We start from the raw sequence: 24,984 nt of genomic DNA, 5'->3' as shown, positions 1-24,984 counted from the left end.
TTTTCTTTTTCATCAACTTCTGTGTTTTTATAAGTGCGTTTTTTGACTGAATAGAAGGCCGACAAGAGTACAAATGGAGTGGATGTATATGGGGGAAACAATGAAGATTGACAAATCGAACGTCGAAGAAATTTTGGGATTAACGCCTTCTCAAGAAGGGATATTATTTTACTATTTATATAATCTTGAAAGTAGAGAGTATTATGAACAGTTGTCGCTGAATTTGGAAGGCAGTGTTCAACCAGAGCTAATGAAACAAGCTTGGGATTACATGGCCCAACGGAATGAGATGCTGCGCACAATTTATCGGTGGGAAAATTTGGAAAAACCAGTGCAGATCATTTTAAAGGACAAGCCTGTTTCTTTTAGACAGATTGACCTGTCAACAGTACCTGCAGAACAAAAAATGGAGAAGCTTGCAAGCGTAAAGCAACAAGACCTCCAGGAACCTTTGCATCTGCATATTGAGCCGTTCCGTGTTACTTTATGCAAATTGACGGACAATCAATATGAAATGATTATTACGAATCATCATATTTTGTATGATGGCTGGAGCAATGGTGTTTTACTGAATGAATTTTTTCAAGCTTATCATAATCTTAAAGCGGGACAGGAACATACGGTAAAAGAGAAAAGTAAATTTAAAGATTTTATCAAATGGAGTCAATCTCAGCAGAAGAAGGAAGAAGTTCCTTTATTTTGGAAAAACCTGCTTGATGGATTCGACACAAAATCAGACATACTTGCCCGTAAAGAATATAGTCATGAAGCTATGAAACAGGGGAAAAGCTATACATACGGTTTCACACAAGGCTTGACCAAACGTTTAAAAGCATTTGTCAAAGAGCGGAATATTACGATTGCTACCTTTTTTTATACCGTTTGGGGAATGGTGTTGCAACGCTACAATAATAATCAGGACGTTGTGTTTGGCGTAACGAGTTCGGGACGTACAGCGCCGATTAAAGGGATCGATCAAATGGTGGGTCTCTTTATCAATACACTACCGTTCCGTGTAAAAAACCGTTCAGACGAGACAATTACCGATCTGCTGCAAATGGTTCACCAACAAGTGAAAGCACGAGAAGCTTTTGAAGCAATTCCACTTGTTGATGTTAAAAAATGGACCCAACTGGATAATCAGGAGTCGATATTTGATTCTATTATAATCGTTCAGAACTACCCAATGGATTTTAGTCTGATGAACAAATTTTCCGATTTGTCAGTACGGTCCTATGAAATGAACGAATTAACCAACTATCCGCTTTGCTTGGAAATCGTCATGAAAGAGGATGTAGAATTACGAATTACTTATCACCACAATCGCTTTGACGAATCTACCATCGAGCGTATCGCTGGGCATGTGCTACAAATGACAGAAGGGGTATTAAACGACCCAAATGCAAAACTCTTCTCGGTTGAGATGATGACTCCTCAGGAGAAAACGTTGATCCTTGAGAAGTTCAACGATACAACAGTAGAGAATCTGCAGGAGCAAACCATTCACCAGTTGTTTGAGAGTCAGGTTGAGCGTACCCCAGATCAGGTAGCTATCGTCTATGAAGGAACGCACCTTACATACCGGGAGTTAAATAATCGAGCAAACCAATTGGCACATACTCTGCGGGCAGAAGGAGTAGGTCCTGATCAACTGGTTGGTATTTTGGCCGAGCGTTCCTTGGACATGATGGTCGGACTGCTAGGAATCTTGAAGGCTGGAGGGGCCTACGTTCCGATTGATCCAGGGTATCCAGAAGAGCGCATACGCTACATGCTAGAGGATACGGGTGCCAAACTGGCAGTGGTACATAGTCATTTACAAGAGAGAATCACCTTTGCTGGAAAATGTCTCGTTCTGGATGACGAATCTTCCTATCAGGATCTCACAACCAATCTTGAACCGATTAGTACCCCTTCTGATTTAGCCTATGTTATGTACACATCAGGTTCAACAGGCAGACCTAAAGGGGTTATGATTGCTCATCAGTCAGTTATCAATCAGGTGGATGGGATTACAGATCGGATTGATTTTTCCCCAGGGAAGTCTATCCTTTCTATCACGACAATTTCATTTGATCCATTCATTTTGGAGACGTTCCTTTCGCTAAGTAAAGGAGTAAGAGTTGTCATAGCTAGTGAAGCTCAACAGGCTGATCCGAGTGCATTGAGTGAAATCATTTGGAAAGAGAAAATTGATATGCTTCAAATGACACCTCCTCGTATGCAAATGTTATTGTCTTCCATGCATGGCACAGAGCGTGTCAAATGCTTAGAGGGAGTTCGTGAGATTATGCTGGGGGGAGAAGCCCCACCTGTTTCATTGCTGCAAACCTTGCGCACCTACACTGGGGCACGATTGTATAATATGTACGGTCCTACGGAAACCACTGTTTGGTCATCTGTTGCAGAAATAAAGACTGGTGAGGCTATCACAGTCGGTAAGCCGCTCATGAATAAATACTTCTATGTTTTAAGTGCTCAAAATCAGCTTCAACCAATAGGTGCGGCAGGCGAGCTATGCATTGCGGGTGAAGGACTGGCAAAGGGCTATTGGAACCTTCCGGAATTAACAGCTAAAAAGTTTGTAGAAAATCCATTTGTGCCGGGAAGCCTGATGCATAAAACAGGTGATTTGGCAAAATGGCTCCCAGATGGGACCGTCGAATGTTTGGGGAGAATCGATCATCAAGTTAAAATTCGAGGCTATCGCATTGAGCTTGGAGAAGTAGAAGCGCAGCTTGTAAAGATAAAAGAAGTGCGGGAAGCTGTCGTAATCGCGCGGGAAGATCAAGACGGGACTAAGCATTTGTGCGCTTATTTTGTGGCGGATAAACAATTAACGGTAAATGAACTAAAAATAAGCTTGTCGTCTGAGCTTCCTAATTACATGGTTCCCTCTTATTTTATGCAGTTGGATAAATTACCTCATTCACCAAATGGAAAAATCGACCGTAAGTCTCTCCCTGCTCCAGAGGGGATTAGCATCCACACGGGAGTAGAATACGCAGCGCCTCGTACAGAGCTAGAAAGCAAAATGGTGCAAATCTGGAGTGAAATTTTACAGGTAGAAAAAATAGGAATTCACGATAATTTTTTTGAACTGGGGGGGCATTCTCTTAGAGCATCCCAATTTGTCTCGAAATTACGAAAAGTCTCTAACAAACAGCTTTCGCTGCGAGCAGTATTTCAAACGCCAACCATTGCAGCATTAGCGTCATTGGTAGAAAGGGAAGCATCTATAGAATACGGGCAAATTGAAAAAGCACCTGTACAGGATTATTATCCGATTTCCTCTGCACAGAAGAGATTGTTTGTGTTAGATAAAATGGAACAGGGATCAACAACCTATAATATGCCAGGAATGATCACACTAAAAGGCAATGTAGATCGTAACCGAATGGAAAAAGCATTTCATCAATTAATTGATCGCCATGAGGCTTTACGAACATCCTTTCATTTTATAAATAATGAGGTTGTTCAACGGATTCATTCGAAGGTTCATTTTTCCATATCCGAACACTCATTGCGGGAGAATATGGATGGAGAAATAGATCAGTCTGAATTGATCGCACAAATAGCAGAAGACTTTGTGCAGCCGTTTGATTTACAACAAGCCCCACTCTTAAGAGTCAAGCTAGTACATATAGAGAAGGAAGAATATCTACTCTTGTTTGACATGCATCACATCATTTCAGACGGTTCAACTCTTGAGTTATTCATCGAAGAGTTCATGAGCTTATATGCAGGCAAGTCATTACCTGAATTGACCATTCAGTATAAAGATTACACGGTTTGGCACAATTCACAGGTAGCCTCAGAGGAATGGGCTAAAAAAGAGCAATATTGGCTGTCACAATTTGCTGATGAAATTCCAATCTTGCATCTTCCGACCGATTTTGCCCGTCCTCCATTAAAAAGCTTTCGTGGAGATTCCGTATGGATGGGGTTAAATAAAGAGGGGACTGCCGCGATAAATCAATTTGCTTTCGAAAACAACGTGACACCATTTATGGTGCTTCTTGCAGCATATCATTTCTTACTGGCTACATATTCAGGACAAAATGATCACGTGATTGGATCGCCAATTGCAGGAAGAACACATGCTGATTTACAAAACGTAATGGGGATGTTTGTAAATACGTTGCCGATTCGTAATCGTGCGAATCAAGAGGATAGCTTCGTTTCCTTTCTTGGAAGAGTGAAACAAAACGTATTGCTAGCATATGAGCACCAAGAGTATCCGTTTGAGGAATTGGTCCAAAAGCTGGATGTTGAACGGAATGTAGACAGAAACCCTGTGTTTGATACCATGTTTATTTTACAGAATATGGACAGCAAAGAGCTGACATTAGAGGATATTTCCATTAGCCAATTGGAGTTTCCAAATAAAACATCTAAATTTGACCTAACCCTTGAAGCAAAAATAAGGGAAGGACGATATCATTTCTGTCTTGAATACTGCAAAGATTTGTTTCTGAAAAGAACGGCAGAGCAGCTATTAAAACATTTTATCCATTTAGTACAAATGGTTACGAAGAATCCTGATTTGACGCTTGAAAGTCTAGAATTATTATTGCCTGAAGAAAAAAATCAGCTTCTCGCTGAATTTAATGATACGGCAATGTTCTATGACAAGGATAAAACGATTCATCAATTATTTGCTGAACGTGTAAAGCTAACGCCTAATCAGGTCGCTCTCATGTGTGAAGAACGATCGTTAACGTATCAGGAATTAGATGAGAGGGCTAACCAAATCGCTCATTATTTGCTTGAGCATCATCGGGTACAACCGAATCAATTAATTGGAATCCTGATTGAACGGTCTGAATTCATCTTAATTGCAATGCTTGGAATTCTAAAGGCAGGAGCCGCTTATGTACCAATTGATCCCGTATTACCCGATGAACGAGTAAAGGTAATCGTAAATGAAGCAAACATAAGTGTTGTCCTATCAACTTCGCGTTTTATCCATCAGCTTAATGCGTTGCAATGGGAATGTCCAACTTTAGATACCTTTGTTTGTCTTGACAAAGACGAAATTACTTCCATAGACTCCAGTCAAACGAACGAGCTGATTGATCAGAAATTATGGAATCATATCGGTTCAGTTGGAAATGATGAGATTTCGATTGGCGGCTGGGTAAGTAGCTATACAGGACAGCCCTTCTCTTTAGAGGAAATGAGTGAGTATAGCAAAAACGTGCTGCATAAGCTAAAACCTTATCTAAATTCTCAGACGCGAGTTTTGGAAATTGGATGCTCATCAGGTTTAACAATGTTTGAGCTTGCTCCATATGTTGGTTCTTATTATGGTACGGACTTATCTGATGTCATTATTGAGAAAAATAGGCAAAGAATGCTACGTGAAGGTGTTTCGAACATGAAGCTTGCCACTTTGCCTGCTCACGAAATTGACCAATTGGATGAACGCGATTTTGATGTAGTGATTTTAAATAGTGTCATTCAATATTTCCCTAATCATAATTATTTACGCTTTGTCCTAGCAAAAGCGCTAGAACTGATGGCGAAAAATGGGATTTTATTTGTTGGCGACATTATGGATTTGTCGTTGAAGGAAGAGATGATACGGTCATTAACGGAGCATAAGAGAACACAGATTCGAGATGATCAGCATCGTACAAAAACTGAATTTACAACCGAATTGTTTATCTCGCGTTCTTTCCTAGAGGATTGGCTATCAAAGCATGACGAGGTTACACATGTGACTTTTTCTCAAAAAGAACACACCATCGAAAATGAGTTAACTCGATATCGATATGACGCCTTATTTACGATTGATAAGGCATGTCTATCAGAGAATTCTTTGACGAAAAAGAGTATGAGCATTCAACGCAGGCAACAACATGGTGCTTCTATGATAAATAATCAATCTACAGAAGCAATCAATACTCCAATAGACGCTAATTCGCTTTGTTACGTTTGCTTTACTTCCGGTTCAACCGGGAAGCCGAAGGGGGTAATGATTGAGCATCGGGGAGTTCATAATTTTATAGAAGCTGCTGTGAAAATCATGCCGTTCCAAGAGGGAAAAAGACTTGTCTCTGTTACGAATATTAGCTTTGATGTGCTAGTGCTTGAGACCTTTGTCCCATTGTTAAAGGGAGTTACTGTTGTTATCGCTACGGAAGGTGAGCAACGTGACCCTAAACGCTTGAGCAGGTTAATTATCAACAAAGAGGCAAGCATGATACAGGTCACCCCATCACGTCTTCAGCTTCTGATGAATGATAAGGAATGTCATCACAGCTTACACTTGCTTGAGGTCATTATGATTGGCGGAGAAGCTTTTTCAACTGTTCAATTAAACGGACTGCAAGCCATCACAGGGGCCAAGCTGTTCAATTTGTACGGGCCTACTGAGACGACGGTTTACTCGGCGATTGCTGATTTGACCAATAAAGACACAGTAACCATCGGACAGCCAATCGGAAATACTAGTATTTATGTTGTAGACAAACATAACAAGCTAGTCCCCCTTGGCGTCCAAGGAGAATTGTGTATAGCGGGGGATGGTGTAGCAAGAGGTTACTTGAACCAGCCTAAGCTAACCTCTGAAAAGTTTGTGTCCGATCCGTTTCATGCTGACAGCACTGTTCGCATGTATCGTACAGGTGACATAGCAAGATGGTGTGAGGACGGAACGCTTGAATATTTGGGTAGATCTGATCATCAGGTAAAAATTAGAGGATATCGAATTGAATTAGGGGAGATTGAGCAACAATTACAAAGCCATGATGAGATTACGGAAGCGATCGTTCTTAGTAGCGAGGATACGTTTGGCAACAAAATATTGATTGCCTACATTGTCGCTCAAGCCGAGCTTTCGGTTGCTCCTCTGCGTGAGTTTGTAAAAGAAGCACTGCCAGAATATATGGTTCCGGCACATTTTGTTCAAATAGAGAAGATGCCACTTACACCAAGCGGTAAGGCTGATCGTAGGGCACTTGAAAATACGACATCCAGACTTTCTACAGGTACGGCATTTGTCGCTGCCTCAAATGAGATAGAGGAAGTGCTGCTTTCTATTTGGGAAGAATTGCTTGGAGTCACTGGCTTTGGTGTTCACGACAATTTCTTTGACCTAGGTGGAAATTCTTTATTATTGGTGCGGATGCACAGCCGTGTGGATGAAAAGTATCCAAATCATGTGACGGTTACCGATATGTTCACTTATCCATCGATTAGTAAGATCGCGAGTCTAATTATGCATGGGGATAAGGAGCAAGCCAGAGCCTTTACACTACCAAGCATCTCTATGGGGCGAGATTATTTTGCTAGTAATCAGATGAGCGAGCCGGGTTCTATATTTGAAGCAGAATTAACATCCGCCACTGTGCTGAAATTACAGCGATTGGCGGAAGTAGAACAAGTGAACATAGATGATGTATTTGTCGCTGCTTATGCATTTTTGCTATCGCAAATAAGTGGGTCCGAGCAATTGTCTGTTCAGCTACTGATGCAAGCTCCTAATCAGTTTATGTCACTAGATGTGGATGTAAGCTCAATGACTAATTTTTCTGAGTTGTTCCGCTATGTTCATCAGAAGCAAAATGCGGAAGAGGATATCAAGGTATATGAGGCAGACAGGCTTTCTGGACTTGTTATGTCCAAGGAACCATTTACTGTTACTCCGTTGCTTTACCGAAAAGGACTTGCAACGAAACGCAGTGAGATAAATGACATATTTGATATCCTGCTTGAAGTCGAGCCAGGCAACAACCAGATAAACTTCCGTCTCGACTATCAGCCTCAAAGGCTTAGAAGTGAAAAAATGAAAGAATTACTTCATGCTTATATGAAACTCCTTGCAATGATCTTAGAAAATTATTAACTTTCGACAGGATCGGTATTTTCAAAAAGATTGTTGCCTGATTCAATCGGTTTCATCTATCGAGTGATCAGGCAACAGTTCTTGTAACCTGAAGAAGTAGGAGTGAGACCTCTTTGCTTAATTTTCATTCATTTAAACTAGATAGCTTAATCAACGAAAATGAGAGTGACATTAAAGCTGTTGATAAAAAATCTATCGCAATCATAGGTATGTCTGGTCAATTTCCTAAGGCGCCTCATTTGGAGGCTTTTTGGGATAATCTCTGCAATGGAGAGGATTGTATTGGCTCTTTCCCTGAATCTAGGCAGGCCGATACAAAAGCGTATCTGCGTACGATTAAATCTGCTGCTGAAGCTACTTATTATGAGGGTGCCTTCTTAGAAGAAATCGACAAATTTGATGCTGCATTTTTTCGACTTTCACCTAAAGAAGCCTCATATATGAGCCCAAGCCAGCGTTTGTTTTTGGAAACAGCATGGCATGCGCTTGAGGATGCGGGCTACGGTGGTGAAACATGCAAAGGCAGCAAGACAGGCGTATACGTGGGCTTCAGTGGAGATGCTTTGCATGATTACAAAGGGTTGATAAAAGAAGTGGAACATGAATCGATCCCGCTGTTTATACCAGGCAATTTATCGCCGATTATTGCCAGCCGAATCGCTTATTTATTAGATTTGAGAGGCCCGTCATTAGCAATTGATACGACTTGCTCCTCATCGGCGGTGGCTATTCATACCGCTTGTCAAGCTCTCCGCAACGGGGAATGCAATATGGCCATTGCGGGCAGTGTAGGCCTGCATTTTATGCCGTTAGACAATGAATTAAAACTGGGGATCGAATCATCAACACGACGTACACGAGCTTTCGATAGGAATTCGGATGGAACAGGGGTGGGAGAAGGTGTGGCCGCCCTTATCTTAAAACCGCTGCACCAAGCCATTCATGATCGCGACCATATTTATGCGGTGATTAAAGGAAGTGCGCTTAATCATGATGGTACGTCCAATGGTCTGACAGCACCTAATGTGCTGGCTCAAAAAGAAGTAATTCTTGCTGCTTGGCAGGATGCAGGCATTGAACCTGAAACCATTTCTTATATGGAAGCGCATGGTACGGGTACGGCGTTAGGTGATCCTATCGAAGTGGAGGCCATCCAAAAAGCATTTCGTACATTCACGGATCGACGCCAATTTTGTGCAATCGGTTCTGTTAAATCAAACATTGGTCATCTAGGAACCGCAGCAGGCATAGCGGGGATTATCAAGTCGGTTTTAGCATTAAAGCACAAGAAAATCCCACCGACTCTCCATTTTGAAATGCCGAACCGTCAGATTGCATTTGAGGATTCGCCGGTATATGTTAATACCGCTTTGCGTGCATGGGAAGCAAATGAAGAACCTTTACGTTGTGGCGTTAGTTCATTTGGATTAAGTGGAACGAATTGCCATATCCTCTTAGAGGAAGCACCCGTACAGGAGGGTGAGGTAGCAGACTATTTGCCTCAGCGGAATGAGATTTTGGCCATTTCTGCCAAAAGTGTGACCTCTCTTCAAGCGCTGGTACAAGAATATATCCGTTTTTTGCCAGATAAATCAGATAAAAGTCTATCTGATATTTGTTATACGGCTAATAGAGGCCGCTCGCATTATTCTCACCGTCTTGCTCTTACATTTTCTACAAAACAGGAATTGATGGAGCAGTTAGAACAAGCAACTACCGTATTATCAGCAGTTCATCCAAACGAATCCAGATCATATGTGGGTCATAACTTATTCTATGGAATCCATAAGATCGTACGCGAACAGCAGAGTGATCCTTCGAGAGGAAAAGTTAGCGAACGCGAAATTCAAGGATTTACGCAAGAAGCAAAAGAAGCGGCCGAGATATACCTAGATACAGACCGGACAAGTTCTGAAGCCTTAGTCAGCTTATGTCAGGCTTATGTGTCAGGAGCGATTATTGACTGGGACCTAATCTATAGGAAAGAAAGTCGAAAACGGATCAGCGTGCCTGTATATCCTTTTGATCGCAAGCGACATTGGATTGAATCCCGAACAGCATGTATCGACGAAAGCGAGGGAAATATTGTGAATGCACAATCTAACATCTCTGAAATAAACAACGATCATTTCGAGAAACAGAGAGTGGAAATGATTTTACAGAACGTAAAACACATAGTGTGCACGCAAGCAGGAATAGACGAGCAAGAATTTGATGTGCATGCTAATTTTTATGATCTAGGATTTGACTCTATTCTATTTATTCAACTGAACAACCAAATTAAAGATACATACGGTGTTCAAATATCCTTTAATCTGTTTTTTGAAGAATTAAATAACACATACAATGTAGCAAATTATCTAGCGCAAGTTTTACCTGACAGTTTCTTTGTCACTTCCTTGAAGTGCGAAGCTATGCCTGCGAAACCATCTGAAGAAACTGTACAGGAAGCAAGTAGCAAGTCTTCTCACCCCCACGTTCCTGACTATCAACCAGTTCTCACGGGTAAAGGACAGACCGATCTAGGCGGGCTTGAGCAATTGATGAGTCAGCAATTAGAAATAATGGCAAAACAACTGGATGTATTTCGTTTACTGCAGCCGAATGGTCAGAGGGAGAACTTAGCCCCGGCTCCCGTAGCAATGGATGAGCGTCGTGTACAAACTAGAGGAGAAGCTACGAATGTACAAGAGACTCCCGTTGGTTTTAGAAGTCTAGCAAAAGAAAACAACAAAAAAGAAGTGTTTGTTCCCTATCAAAAAGTTTCTTTTGGGTCAACGCATAACATAACAATGCAGGAACGTAGCCATCTACAGGATTTTATAACTAGATATTCTGACAAAACTCGCTCCTCCAAACTGTTAGCGCAAAACTATCGCAATGTACTTGCAAATAATCGAAATGTGGCGGGATATCGTTCCAACTGGAAAGAAATGATCTACCCAATCGTTAGCGACCGAGCTATGGGTTCTAAGCTGTGGGATATTGATGGAAATGAATATATAGACATATGCATGGGATTTGGGGTTAACCTGCTTGGACATAATCCTGCCTTCATCACAGAGGCTGTCAACGAAGAGTTGAAGCGAGGCTTCCCTGTAGGTCCTATGTCCCGATTAAGCGGAGAAGTGGCTCAATTAATTTCTGAAATCGCAGGAGTAGATCGGGTTGCCTTTTATAACTCAGGTACGGAAGCGGTTATGGTTGCTGTCCGGATAGCGCGGGCTTATACGGGACGCTCAAAAATTGCAATCTTTGCAGGCTCTTACCATGGCAGCTTTGACGGTATCTTAGCTCGCACTGATACAGCTAAAGACGATGGCAGCTCCAAACCGATGGCTCCAGGTGTTCCGACAAGCATGAGTGATGATATTTTGGTGCTTGAATATGGCAGTGAGAAGGCCTTGCAAATCATCCGGGAAAATGCCGATGATCTAGCAGCGGTATTGGTTGAACCAGTTCAAAGCCGTGATCCAGAATTACAGCCAAAAGAGTTTTTGCACTCCTTGCGTGCTCTGACAACTGAGCTTGGAACAACCCTCATTTTTGATGAAGTGATTACCGGTTTCCGTATCCATCCCGGAGGTGCCCAAGCGTGGTTTAGTGTTCAGGCTGATATGGTTACCTATGGGAAAATTGTCGGGGGCGGGATGCCTATAGGTGTTGTTGCAGGAAAAACTGCCTATTTAGATTGTATTGACGGAGGATACTGGCAATACGGAGATCAGTCTTATCCACCAGTTGCGGAAAAGCGTACATTCGTCGCAGGTACATTTTGCCATCATCCCTTGACCATGGCAGCTGCAAAAGTGACTCTAGAGCATCTGAAACAACAAGGAAGTGCTCTGCAAGAAGAGGTGAACCAACGAACAGCACGTATGTGCCAAACGTTAAACGCTTATTTTAAAGAACAGAATATCTCTATTCGAATGGTTCATTTTGGCTCTTTATTCCGTTTTGTATTAAAAGGTACGCAAGAAATATTATTTTACCATTTGCTGTCACGCGGTATTTACACCTGGGAAGGAAGAAACTGCTTCTTGTCCACTGCGCATAGCGATCAAGATGTCGAAAAGATCATTGACGCAGTTAAAGACAGCTTAGAGGAGATGAAGAAAGCAGGTTTTTTTCCTAACACTCCCTTAGAAGAGAGCCTAGATAAGGGAGTGAAAGACAAGCTACAGGTGCCACTATCAGAAGAACAAAAGCAATTATGGTTTTTTTGTCAATTAGGAGAGGAAGAGTCACGTTCGTATAATGAATGCTTCGCGCTTCAACTAACAGGCCAATTCAATTTGGATGGCATGCGTCATGCAATACAGCAACTCGTTGACAGACATGAATCCCTACGAACAACGATAAGTGCAGATGGCGAATATCAGTGTATCCATCCCAAAATGGTAATTGACGTTCCATTGGTTGATTTTTTAGATCAAAAGGGCATGGATGCCAAAAAACAAGCACAAGCTTGGATGGACAACGAGGGTAAACAAGTCTTTCATCTGGAAAAAGGCCCTCTATTTAAAGCCTATATCCTGCAAATAGAAAAAGATGTTTATCAGCTAGTTTTCATTATTCATCATATTATTGCTGATGGATGGTCAGTGGGTATTCTTGTTAAAGAACTAGAGTCCCTTTATACAGCTGCCTATCATAATCAGAAAATAGTTCTCCCTGAGCCTATGCAGTATCGAGATTTTATCGCATGGCAAGATAAGCAGCAGAATCAATTTTCAGAAGCAGTAACTTTTTGGGAGCAACAGAGTACAAAACCGTTTGAAGTGCTCGATTTTCCAAGTTCAAAAATGAAGCCTGCAAAACGCAGCTACATAGGAAATCGCACAACTTTCATTCTACAAGCCGATGTAGTAAACAAATTAAGAGAGTTTAGTAAGAAACAGAGAAATAGCTTATTTATGACTCTTTTAGCCTCTTTTCAGGTATTTTTGCATAAGATAACAGGTCAAAATGCGATGTTTATCGGTATCCCGAGTGGAGGACAAGCGCTTGCAGGCTCCTCACATTTAGTAGGGCAATGCGTAAATATGCTGCCGATTCATGGGCAAATTGAGCCAGATATGACCTTTGAACAGGTTAGTAGCCTAGTGAAAAAGAATGCCTTTGAGGTTTACCAATATCAGCATTGCTCTATGGCTTTAATTGGCAAAATGCTAGCAGCACAATCGAATAGTTCTAAGCTACCTGGAATTACTGCAACCTTTAACATGGATCGGCCTACAGGCAATTTGCAATTTCCTGAATGTGCAGTAGAGCTTGTGCCTTTTCCAAAGGTTTCAACCAAGCAGGATATCGGACTTAATGTTATTGAAGTAGGGACCGAATTACATCTTGAATTTGAATACAATGCTGATCTCTTTGAACACGGAATCATAGCTGGCTGGATCAATGGATTTGCTAGATTAGTAGAGGACTTGGTACGTTATTCTGATCGCTCGCTTTCAGGTATACCACTGCTTACAAATCATCCGGTAGCATCGCAGAACCTGAAAGAGCAAGTCCTTCCAGAAAGCAAGGGACAACTGTTTATTCATCAGCAGGTAGAAAAATGGGCGTTGGAGCATCCGAACAAGAATGCTGTTTTATGCGGTAATAGCGAAATTACGTATCAATCACTTCATGAACAGTCTAATCAATTAGCGCGTTGGATACAGCAGATGAATATCGAACCAAATCAGCAAATGATCATTTGCTTGCCTACTACTATTGAAGCGATTGTAAGTATTCTTGCTGTGCTCAAAGCAGGCTACACCTACACCTATCTGAATGAAGAAGCAAGCGATAAATTACAGCATGCAGTAGTTATAACGCGAGAAGCGACCCCATTTATCAAGGAGCACGCCAAGCAAATTATTGATCTTCATGAAATACAGGAAGATGTAAAACAGGTAACCTCTTCAAACCTACAATCGGAGAATAGCGAAGACAAAATAGTGCAAATTGTGCAGGGTGTTGGCGGCTTTACGCATCAACAGCTCATGTGTTATGCAGCGGCAGTAAAAGAGAAATGTGAACTCACAAGCACTGATTGTGTGTATATTGCTTCGTCTAATGAAGTAGACTTCTGGGAAAAGCTGTGGATACCAGTTCTAGTAAATGGAGCGACTCTAAGAATTGCTCATCAAGAAGATGCTTTCCTTGCTAAAAGCAATGACACTGGAAAATTTATTTTCATTCATAAAGGTAGTCAGCTAGGCGAGGATACAAGGCGTATACTTACTTCCCTGCAAGAAGTTGATTTGCTCAAGCTGGTTGTCCTCGATGCAGAAGTATTATTTTATCAACACCTGCCTCAATGGAGGGAACTATTGCCGAATGGTTCAAGGCTGTTGCGCACCTTTAGCATGAAGCAGGTTCCGATGTTTATTACAGCACATAAAGTATCTGATCGAGAAGGTGCGGCCCTACAAAAGGTTCCATTAGGTTATCAAATAGGCTTTTTTCAACCAGAGATAGTAGATGGTCAGAAACAGCCAGTACCAGTGGGTGTAGCAGGGAATTTGTACCTTGCATGGGGACATGGTGATAGAAAAAATGTGTATGCTACCAGAGAATTAACTCGATTCTTACCAGAAGGTGAATTGGAGTATATAGGCAAAAGAAATAATCAGACGAGACGGAATAACCATCGCATTTATACACAAGAAATTGAAGCCGTGCTGGAGCTATTTCCTGATGTGGACCGAGCCATCGTGAGGAATGCTGATGATCAGGACCACAATAAAGAGCTTCTGTCTGCGTATCTCTTTACTAGTCAGCCAGATCAATTGAATATTCAAAAGCTTCGTTCGTTCTTATCATCCCATCTTCCAGAATATATGCGGCCTACTCATTTTGTAAAACAAAAGGGAATGCCTCTGCGCAGTAATGGAGAGATAGATTTTTCTAAATTACCTGATCCATTTTCCTACCAAGAAGTTGAGAGTGGTTTTATTTTACCTGCCAATGATACGGAGGAAAAAATTTGGGCGATTTGGAGTGATGTTTTAGGAAGTAAGCAATTTGGTACGGAAGATAACTTCTTTGATTTAGGCGGTCAATCTCTGCAGGCATCTACCATTGCTATGAGAATGCAGACGGAATTTGATTGCTTTATCCCTTTGCATCATATGTTTCTCTATCCAACCGTCAAGGAGCTAGCGACTAATACTGTACAAGAAACTGGTATGAGTGTACCTCCTATTACGAAATTGGCAAAACAAGATTATTATCCGGTTTCTTCTGTTCAAAAAAGGTTATACGTTCTAGCAGAGCAGGAAGCCCATAATGGAACCGGCTATAACCTGCCTGTCGGGATTTGTATCGAAGGACAACTGGACTATGCAAACCTTCGTGAACAGATTAAGAAAGTCATTTCGCGGCATGAATCATTGCGAACCTCTTTTCACTTTAGAGAGGGAGAGATTGTTCAACAAATTCACGATGAAGTAGACATTCCATTAGCCTTTATAGAAGGACCAGAGGAACAGCTAAACAGTCTGACAGAGGATTTTGTTCAACCCTTTGTGCTTTCGAAGGCACCTCTAATACGTCTTCAACTCGTAAAAGTCGCAGAGGAAAAGCACATTTTGCTATTGGACATGCATCATATTATTTCTGATGGACTAAGCATGAATATCTTGATAAAAGAACTGCTTCATTTATACCAGGGTGAACAGTTGCCAGAACAAAGTGTCACCTATAAGGATTTTGCAGTCTGGCAGAATTCATTTTTATCTACAGAAAATGTGCAGAAGCAAGAAACCTATTGGCGTAATCTATTAGCTGAACCGCTTCCTGAATTACATTTGCCAGTTGATGTTGATGTGAATACGACTCAAAATGGCCGGGGTCATGTGCAAAGCTTCAAAATTGACGCAGAAACAACAGCAGCTCTCAAAAAAATCAGTGATCAGTGCAAGGCAACCTTATACCATACCCTATTTGCCGTTTATGAGATTTTTCTTGCTAAATGCTCCTATACCGAGGATATAGCGGTACTCACAGTAACCTCTGGTCGTACTCATCCGTTAGTCGAAAATATGGTAGGTATGTTTGTCAATACACTACCTGTCCGCTTACAAGTGACGAGTAATAAAACATGGCTGCATATAATTGAAGAGATGAAACAGCAAATTGTGGAAATGCTTGAAAATCAGGATTATCCGCTTGAATACATGGTAGAGCGACTTCAATTCCCTATCGAAAAGGTCCGTGCAGGCTTTACGTATCAAAGCGCAGATCATGAATTGCCAAATACCCTATCAGCAGGGGATTTAACGCTGACACCTTTTGAGGTTAAAAATTCAGCTACTCGTAGTGATGTAAGCTTGCTAATCCAAGAAACGAATGATGGTTTATCCTGCCTTATGGAATGCAATGCAGCTATTTTTAACGAAACAAAACTGGATGTATTGATTGATTGGTTCCAAAAGCTGCTGATAGAACTGCTTGAGCATCCAATGAGCGAAATTAGCAAGATACAAATGAATAACGGGACGGAAAACTCATTATTTAACCATTTAGCCTTATCAAAGGCTGATTATGAATGTGTTTATCCATTGACAACCACTCAGCGAGACATGTATTACGATATTTTGCTATCCCAAAACAATGGGCTATACTATCTTTTCGCCACCTCCATCGATCTTTCAGCAAAGATCAATCAAGAGCGCTGGAAGCAGGCAGCCGAGCATGTTTTTAATCAGATACCGCAGCTTCATGCTCATCTGCTTAAATATGGCCCTGCACTTTATCAAGCTGTAAAGAAAAATAGTCCGTTTTGCTACGATGAATACAAAGCAGATGGAGCCGAAACAAGCAGTGCATTTATAACCAAGCTAATTGAACAGGAGCTAAACGTTCCATGGAACTTATTTGAACCAAAGCTTGCCAGATTCATATTTGCTACTGATCGGGCTGGGAATCATACGTTTTGCATTTTAGCTCATAATCTCATCATTGATGGTATAGGAGTCAAAATTATTATTGAGCATATTGCAGCAAGCTACGAAGCTTTGGAGAACGGTACAGAATATAAACCAAAGGAAACAGAGAGCTTCACTGCTTATGTTTCGGATAACTTACAATCGTTTGATACCAAAATCATCAAAAACTATTGGAAGGAAAAGCTTTCTAATGTGGAGCAGCTTTCCACTAGTGGTATAGAAAAGGAATCAGCAGTCGTAAGTCAAACCGCTCAGATACCGGCTGAACTGTTTGCACAGATCAAGAGTTATTGTGAAAAGGAAAAGGTGCGTCTTTCCCATTTCTTATGGGGGGTATATGGTTTGTTGGTTAAAATTTATAGCAACCAGCAATCCGATTTTCTGATACGAAATATTATTAATGGGCGTTCCCGAGAGTACTCCCATACTGTCGGAAACTTTTATCAAGTGACACCTCTATTGTTTCCACGTCATATTTTCAAACCAGATATGGAAATGAAAGACTATTTTGCTCACTTGACGAGAATGAAATCAGAAGATGCTGGATATCGAGATATCTCCATGATGGAGCAAAAAAATATCTTAGGGGAAGAAGAGGTATCTTTTTACTTCAATTATCTCAACTTTACGATGATTCCGGTTTGTCAAGAGATGACTTATATTCACTATTATCATCTTTATTATTCTGAGCGACAGGTGAATATATGGGTCAAAGCGCTATCAGATACCGTTGAGCTTTCTATTTACTATGATCAACAGGTATTTCCGGGTGAATCATTTTTAGATTGCTTCATTCATGTAGCTAAGCAGATTACAGATGGTAAAAATACCTTGTCAGAATTAGATTATCTGGGAAATCAAGCGGAGATTATTGATCAATTTAACGCAACAGAGCAAGATTTTGACACAGAACGATCGATTTACCATTATGTAGAAGATTACGCATTGAAACAGCCTGATAAGGTAGCGCTGCAATACCAAGATTGCCGGATTACCTACCAAGAATTAAATGAAGAGGCGAATCGACTTGGCCATCTCCTACGTAAAACAGGACTGACAACAGAAGGATTAGTCGGAATTTACATGGAGCGAGCTCCACGTATGGTAGAAAGCATCCTTGCTGTGTGGAAGGCAGGTGCTGCTTATACGCCAATTGATCCAGAATATCCGCTGGATCGTGTGCTTGGAATCCTGCAGGAATCGCAAGCACAGATACTGCTGACTACAAGTGATTTGGTTAGCGACACAGTAAGAAATGGCTTTTCGGGAAGAATAATCTGTCTCGACCAAATACGAGATGATCTTATGAAGGAAAGAGCAGATAACGTAAACATATCGCTTGATATGAATCAGTTGTCTTACGTCATTTACACGTCTGGCTCCACTGGAAAGCCAAAAGGTGCGATGGTGGAGCATATCGGGATGATGAACCATATTTTTGCCAAGGTTGATGGAGTAAAAATAACATCAGAAAGTATCGTTGCGCAAAATTCTTCTCATTGTTTTGATATTTCGGTGTGGCAGTTTTTTGTTGCCCTTGTATGCGGCGGAACTACAGTGATCTATCCCAATGAGCTGATTCTCAATACAAAGCACTTTATTGATCAAGTAGGACAAGACAGTGTTACCGTACTAGAGGTGGTTCCTTCCTATTTGTCAGTCATGCTTGATCTATTGGAAAAAGAGTGTCAAGCCTTCCAGTCACTTGCGTACCTGTTGGTTACAGGTGAGACTCTTAAACAAAACGTAGTAAAAAAATGGTTCAGCCTTTATCCTTCCATTCCAATCATCAATGCTTACGGTCCTACGGAGGCATCTGACGACATCACCCATTATTATATGGATGCAGTACCAGATATGCCGACTATTCCAATTGGACAGCCATTGCAAAATTTTAATATATACGTTGTGAATGAAAACCTCCAGCAGTGCCCGATTGGTGTGAAAGGTGAAATTCTTGTCTCAGGGATTGGAGTAGGCCGTGGATACCTGTATGATACCAAACGGACGCAAGCAGCATTTATGGAGGATCCGTTTACTGCAGAAAAGGGACGGCGTATGTATAAAACAGGGGATTTAGGAAGATGGCTCCCGGGCGGAATCATCGAATTCTATGGACGCAAGGATCATCAGGTAAAAATTCGTGGCTTCCGCATCGAATTAGGTGAGATTGAGAGCAAATTGGTTCAAATTCCGTCCATCAATGAAGCAATTGTCACTGATCTTGAAGATGAATTGGGCAATAAGTATCTTTGCGGATATATCGTCTGCAACAGCCGGACCGATAACGCAGAAGTGAAGGCAATCTTATCGAAGGAATTACCTGCCTATATGATTCCTTCCTACCTGATCCAATTAGATAAGATGCCTGTGAACACAAATGGAAAGGTAGATCGTAAAGCGTTACCTGTACCTGTAAGCAATGAAGCAAGAGAGTCAGTAAAGGCAGAAAATATAACAGAAGAAAAATTGCTTCAAATATGGGAAAGCGTGCTTGGAATAAAGGGTATCAGCGTGACCGATCATTTCTTTGAAAACGGTGGGCATTCATTAAAGGCAATCATGCTGTTATCACGTATTCACAAGGTTTTTGATGTCGAGATGAGTCTGCGGCAAATCTTTGAAATGCCGACGATCAAAAAGCAGGCTGCGTATCTTCGCAATGCAAAGAAAAGCATGCATGCTTCCATTCAGCCAGCTCCAAAAAAGGATTGTTATCCATTATCTGAAGGACAGAAGAGTCTCTTCCTGCAGCATCAATTAAATATGGAAAGCACCAGCTATAATATGCCTGGCATTCTGCTGATGGAAGGTGAGCTGGACAAGGGACGACTTGAAAAAGCATTGCAAGAAATCGTACATCGTCATGAAAGCCTTCGTACCTCGTTTGACCTAGTCGATGGGGAACCGATGCAGATTATTCAAGAAGAATCTCAGCTGACTCTCAATTTTATAAATGTGGAGGAGCAAGAGATTGAGGAACAAATCAAGCGGTTTGTCAAGCCGTTTGATTTAAGCAAGTCTCCATTACTTCGGGTGACTATCGCGGAGTTGTCGGCTAAAAGACACTTGCTATTCGTTGATTTGCATCACATTATTTCCGATGGTGTGTCTGTGGGAGTATTCATTCGGGATATGATGGATTTATATCAAGGTAAAGAGCTTGCTCCACTGTCAATTCAGTACAAGGACTTTACCAATTGGCAGGCACAAGAGGGCAAAAAAATCATGGAGACACAAGGGGAATACTGGAAAAACATGTTTGCTAATGAAGTGCCAGTTCTCTCGCTTCCAACGGATTGGGATCGCCCCAAAATGAAGGGTTTTGAGGGGGAACGGATACGTTTCGTGCTTGATTCGGATATAAGTCAAGGAGTATATGAGGTAAGTAAAAAAAGCAATGCAACTATTTTCATGGTGTTAATGGCTGCCTATCAGATATTGCTGGGTAAATATGCCAATCAGGAGGATGTTGTTACAGGTACTGCGGTTGCAGGCCGTTCGCATTCTGATCTTGAAAATGTTATGGGGATGTTCATTAATATCCTGCCAATACGTACTCAGCCTCAAAGCGGTAAAACATTCGTACAATATCTTGGCGAAGTGAAGCAACTCATCCTTCAAGCATTTGAGCACCAGCATTATCCGATGGAGCAATTGCCAGAATTATTGAAGCTTTCACGTGATCTTAGCCGCAATCCACTATTCGATACAATGTTTAATATGCAAAACATGGAAATTCCGGAAATAGAACTGCAGGGCATGCGGGTTTCACCATATCCATATGCTACTAAAGTGGCGAAATTCGATCTTACGTTAGAAGCAAAAGAGCAAGGGAATCGACTTCATTTCGAATTGGAATATGCGACAAGCCTATTTACACAAGGAACCGCGGAACGGATGATCAGAGATTATCAGCATATTCTGCGTACGATTGTAGTAGACGATCAAGTAAAATTACGAGACATCGCCTTGGAAAAAACCTTTACTAAAGTTAAAAAATCGATTCAAACAGAAATCGACTTTCATTTCTAATGGTGTATGGAAACACAAAGCCTGATCACCCTTGAGCGACATTTTGGTTCTGAGGGTGATCGGGACTTATAAAGAAAACCTCGAGGAAATGCTTAACCAGGGGTAATCATGCAAATGGAGAGGAGAAAAAATTAGCGATGGATAACATTACACAGAATCTGCTTCTCTCAAGCGGTGAATTAGAAGAAGAACGACACTACTGGTTAAAAAAACTAGCTGGAGCAGAACAGTTAACCATTTATCCACCTGATTTTTCAAGAGGTGAGCAGAAAGATGCCCACAAGACGAGCATACCTTTTACTTTTCCTGAAGAAGTAAGTAAATGGATTGTACAACTGGTTAACGGATCAGAGCATGGCATCTATATGGTTCTGCTGAGCGGGATCAACTGTCTGCTCTATAGATATACTGGTTACGAAGATTTGATTATTGGAATGCCTGTGTTCAAGAATGATGCCACCATAGACCTGAGTCAACTGTTAGCCATTCGAACGCAGATGACCCCAAATGATAACTTTCGTACCATCTTGCATCAAGTGAAGCAATCAGTCATGGAAGCCGATCAATATCAAAATATTCCTATCATGAAAATTTTTAATGAAGTAGGGCTGGTACGCGAAGATCAGCGACTCCCAGCCTTTCCCGTGGTAGTAAGCCTTCGCAATATTCATAAGGATGTACATAATGATTCAGACCTTCTTTTTCGGTTTCATTTTTCAGGAGAACAACTGACGGGAGAAATTGTTTATTCGAATGACTTATTTTACAAAGAAACTGTGAAGCAAATGTTCAAGCATCTCTTCCGGATATTTACGAATGTCATGGAAAACTCTTCTCAACCATTAACAGAGCTACAAGTAATGAGTGAAGAGGAGGCTAATCAGATTATCCATAGCTTTAATCAAACAGAGAGAGCCTTTGCACGGGACAAAACCATTACAGACTGGTGGGAAATACAAGTTACCAAGACACCTGATCAAATTGCAGTCGTGTATAAAGATCAGGCACTTACCTATAAAGAGGTAGATGAGAGAGCAAATCAGATTGCTTGGCATTTACAGCGTCATGCCTTCATTCAGGCGAATGACTGTGTGGGCGTGATGGTTGAGCGGACAGAGGAAGTGGTAATTAGTTTACTAGCAGTGCTTAAATCGGGAGCAGCTTATGTACCGATTGATCCTACATATCCAACCGAGCGCATCGCCTATATGATTCAGGATAGCAAGATGAAGGCAGTAGTTACTCAATCTGCTTATTTGAATCACTTTGAGCATCATAATTCTGCTGACTGCAAATCCACTTCTCTTGTGGTTCTTGATCGGGATCAAGAGTTGATAGACAAGGAACCAGTCTCTAGGCTAGACATGATCCGTAACGCTGACAATCTAGCTTATGTTATCTATACGTCAGGCTCAACAGGCAATCCGAAAGGTGTTATGGTAACCCATAGAAATGTAGGTAATTTTTTTGTTGGAATGGATGAAAGATTACAGCCTGTAGAGGGCGATACGTTTCTATCGGTGACAACCATCTCATTTGATATTTCTGTATTAGAGCTATTATGGACAATGACAAGAGGAATTCGCCTTGTCTTGGTAGACACGCAGGAGGATACGTTTGGTAGCTATGATCATTATCTTGACCAACCGCATGTTGAGATGATCACGATGATGCAATGCACACCGTCCCGGCTTAAACTGCTACTGGATGCGTCTGACTCACAGCGTTTGTTACAGTCACTTCGGATTTTGTTAGTAGGAGGAGAAGCATTTCCTGCTCAATATATAGACGATCTCCATAAGAAAACCAATGCAAGAATTTTTAACATGTACGGTCCTACAGAGACTACAATCTGGTCTGCGGTTCATGAAATGCCAAGACAAGCTACAAAGAACAACGAACATATAACAATAGGAAAGCCAATCGCTAATACGCAAATCTATATTCTTGATCAGCATCAAAAGCTGACTCCCATCGGAGTGCAAGGAGAGATTTGTATAGCTGGTGAAGGAGTAGCGAAAGGATATTTGAATCGCATTGAATTGACTGAGAAGAAGTTTGTAACGAATCCCTTTGGTAAAACGCAGGATGAAAAAATGTTTAAGACGGGGGATATCGGTAAATGGCTCCCGGATGGAACGCTACAATGTCTCGGGCGTGCCGATCATTTAGTAAAAATACGTGGGTACCGAATTGAATTAGGCGAGATTGAGCATACATTAAACCAGCATCCCGGAATTTCTAATTCTATCGTGCTTGCCGAACCAGACCATCAGGGAGACATGCAGCTCCTAGCCTTTCTAGTCATGAATCCAGAAGGAGAGAGCGAAACATCAACACAAGAAATACGTGAATATATAATGCAGCATTTACCCGCGTATATGTTGCCACATTTTTTTAGCAAGATATCTAGCTTTCCGCTTAAACCAAACGGAAAAATTGATCGTCAAGCACTCTCCCTGCTGACTAGAAGTGATGCAAGCTCCGCTGTGTTTGAAGAGGCCAGAGATGAAGAAGAAGCGGTACTTATCAGTGTTTGGAGCCAGGTACTTGGCGAGGATAAAATTAGTATTCATGATCGCTTCATCGACTTAGGCGGTGATTCAATAAAAGCCATGAGGGTTGTTTCTGAGCTCTATAAGCGTGGATACAAAATTCAAGTAAAAAGCTTGTTTGAATACCCAACGATTCTTGAATTGCGGCCACATCTACAGCCAGTCCATCAACGGGCTAATCAGGAAATTGTACAAGGAATCGTTCCTCTGACACCTATTCAACACTGGTTTTTTGCCCAACGGATGGAAGAAAAACACCATTATAATCAATCAGTGATGCTAGATAGCAAGTCTTCGATTGACTATGAAAGCTTGATTAAGGTTCTGGACAAGCTTACTGCTCATCATGACGCTCTACGGATGGCATTTCGTCAGGAAGAAAATGCTGTTGTGCAGACGATTCGGGATACAGCTCATCCCGTCTATGAATGTCAGGTTTTTGATTTGACAGGTCAATCAAAAACAGAAAAAGAGGTGAACAGTGACATTCAAAGCATATGTCGAGAGCTTCAATCAAACCTCGATCTGTGGAATGGCAAGCTATGTAACGTTGGTTTATTCCACACAGATTATGGGGATCATTTATTTCTTACCTTCCATCATTTGATTGTCGATAGCCTTTCTTTACGAATTTTAATAGAGGATGTAGAGCAAGCCTATCAGCTTGCAGTGAATAATCAAGCTGTTTCGCTTCCTGATAAAACAGATTCTTATCTTGCCTGGTCACAGCAACTGTACGAATATGCAACCTCATCTGAACTGCAAAAAGAGCTTTCTTACTGGGAAAAAATAAGAGAGGACTTTGTAGAAGCAGGCAGTGCCTTGGGGAACATGAGCGAGAACGAGCGGCTGGTGGGCAGACTTTCAGCATCAGATACTCAGCTATTGCTAAAAGAGGTTCACCGTGCCTACAATACCCAAATTTATGACATTCTCTTAACGGGGCTCGGCATGTCTCTTCGCTCATGGAAGAAATCGGACATGATACTTATTGATGTTGAGGGGCACGGACGCCACGAGCTGAGCGACCGACTGGACATAACTCGGACGGTGGGATGGTTTACTACACTGTATCCAATTCTGTTGGACATGAGACATCATGCTGATCTCTCCATGCAAATAAAGGAAATGAAAGAACTTTTAAAGAAAGTCCCCAATCAAGGAATCGGATATGGATTGCTCAAATATCTTGGAACGGACATGAATAAACAAGCATTGTCAGGTGGGGCGCAAGCGACTTTCTTATTTAACTATCTTGGAGAAATAGATGAGAAAAAGGAAGATGCTATTTTTCAGCTTTCCTCCATCCAACCAGATCGTACAATCAGCAGTGCCAACAGTCGTACCCATCAGCTAATTTTTACAGGAATGATCCAAAATGGGGAGCTGACATTTTGGATGGACTACGACAGAAGTCAATTTTCGCGAGATACGATGCAAAATGTATTGGATGGTTTTTTCAGACATCTACAAGAAATTATTCGTCACTGTACGAGTAAAAAGACCCAAGAGTTTACGCCAAGCGATTTTGGGGACAACAATTTATCTATGTCGGATTTGGATGACATTTTAAGTCTTTTAGAAGATTGATCTCTTA

At 41.4% G+C, this 24,984-nt stretch carries 3 protein-coding genes; all 3 read left to right on the top strand.

Annotation, left to right across the window (positions count from 1 at the left end):
* Positions 1-88: 88 nt before the first annotated feature.
* The 3 genes from QZ995_RS05735 to QZ995_RS05725 all read left to right on the top strand — a co-directional run bounded on the left by QZ995_RS05735 (position 89) and on the right by QZ995_RS05725 (position 24,977).
* Positions 89-7,852 carry a non-ribosomal peptide synthetase gene (locus tag QZ995_RS05735; protein WP_301804225.1) on the top strand — a complete coding sequence of 2,588 codons (7,764 nt, stop codon included), beginning with the start codon at positions 89-91 and terminating at the stop codon, positions 7,850-7,852.
* 113 nt (positions 7,853-7,965) lie between these two features.
* A complete protein-coding gene (locus tag QZ995_RS05730) occupies positions 7,966-20,832 on the top strand; it encodes a non-ribosomal peptide synthetase (RefSeq protein ID WP_301804222.1) in 12,867 nt (4,288 codons plus the stop codon).
* Positions 20,833-20,969: 137 nt separating this feature from the next.
* Positions 20,970-24,977 (top strand): amino acid adenylation domain-containing protein, encoded by a 4,008-nt coding sequence (locus tag QZ995_RS05725; RefSeq protein ID WP_301804218.1) that lies wholly within the window; start codon positions 20,970-20,972, stop codon positions 24,975-24,977.
* Positions 24,978-24,984 lie beyond the last annotated feature (7 nt).

Origin of the sequence: Brevibacillus laterosporus (genome assembly GCF_030489605.1) — a bacterium.
GTDB lineage: Bacteria > Bacillota > Bacilli > Brevibacillales > Brevibacillaceae > Brevibacillus_B > Brevibacillus_B laterosporus_E.
This window is presented reverse-complemented; position numbering and strand designations above follow the sequence as displayed.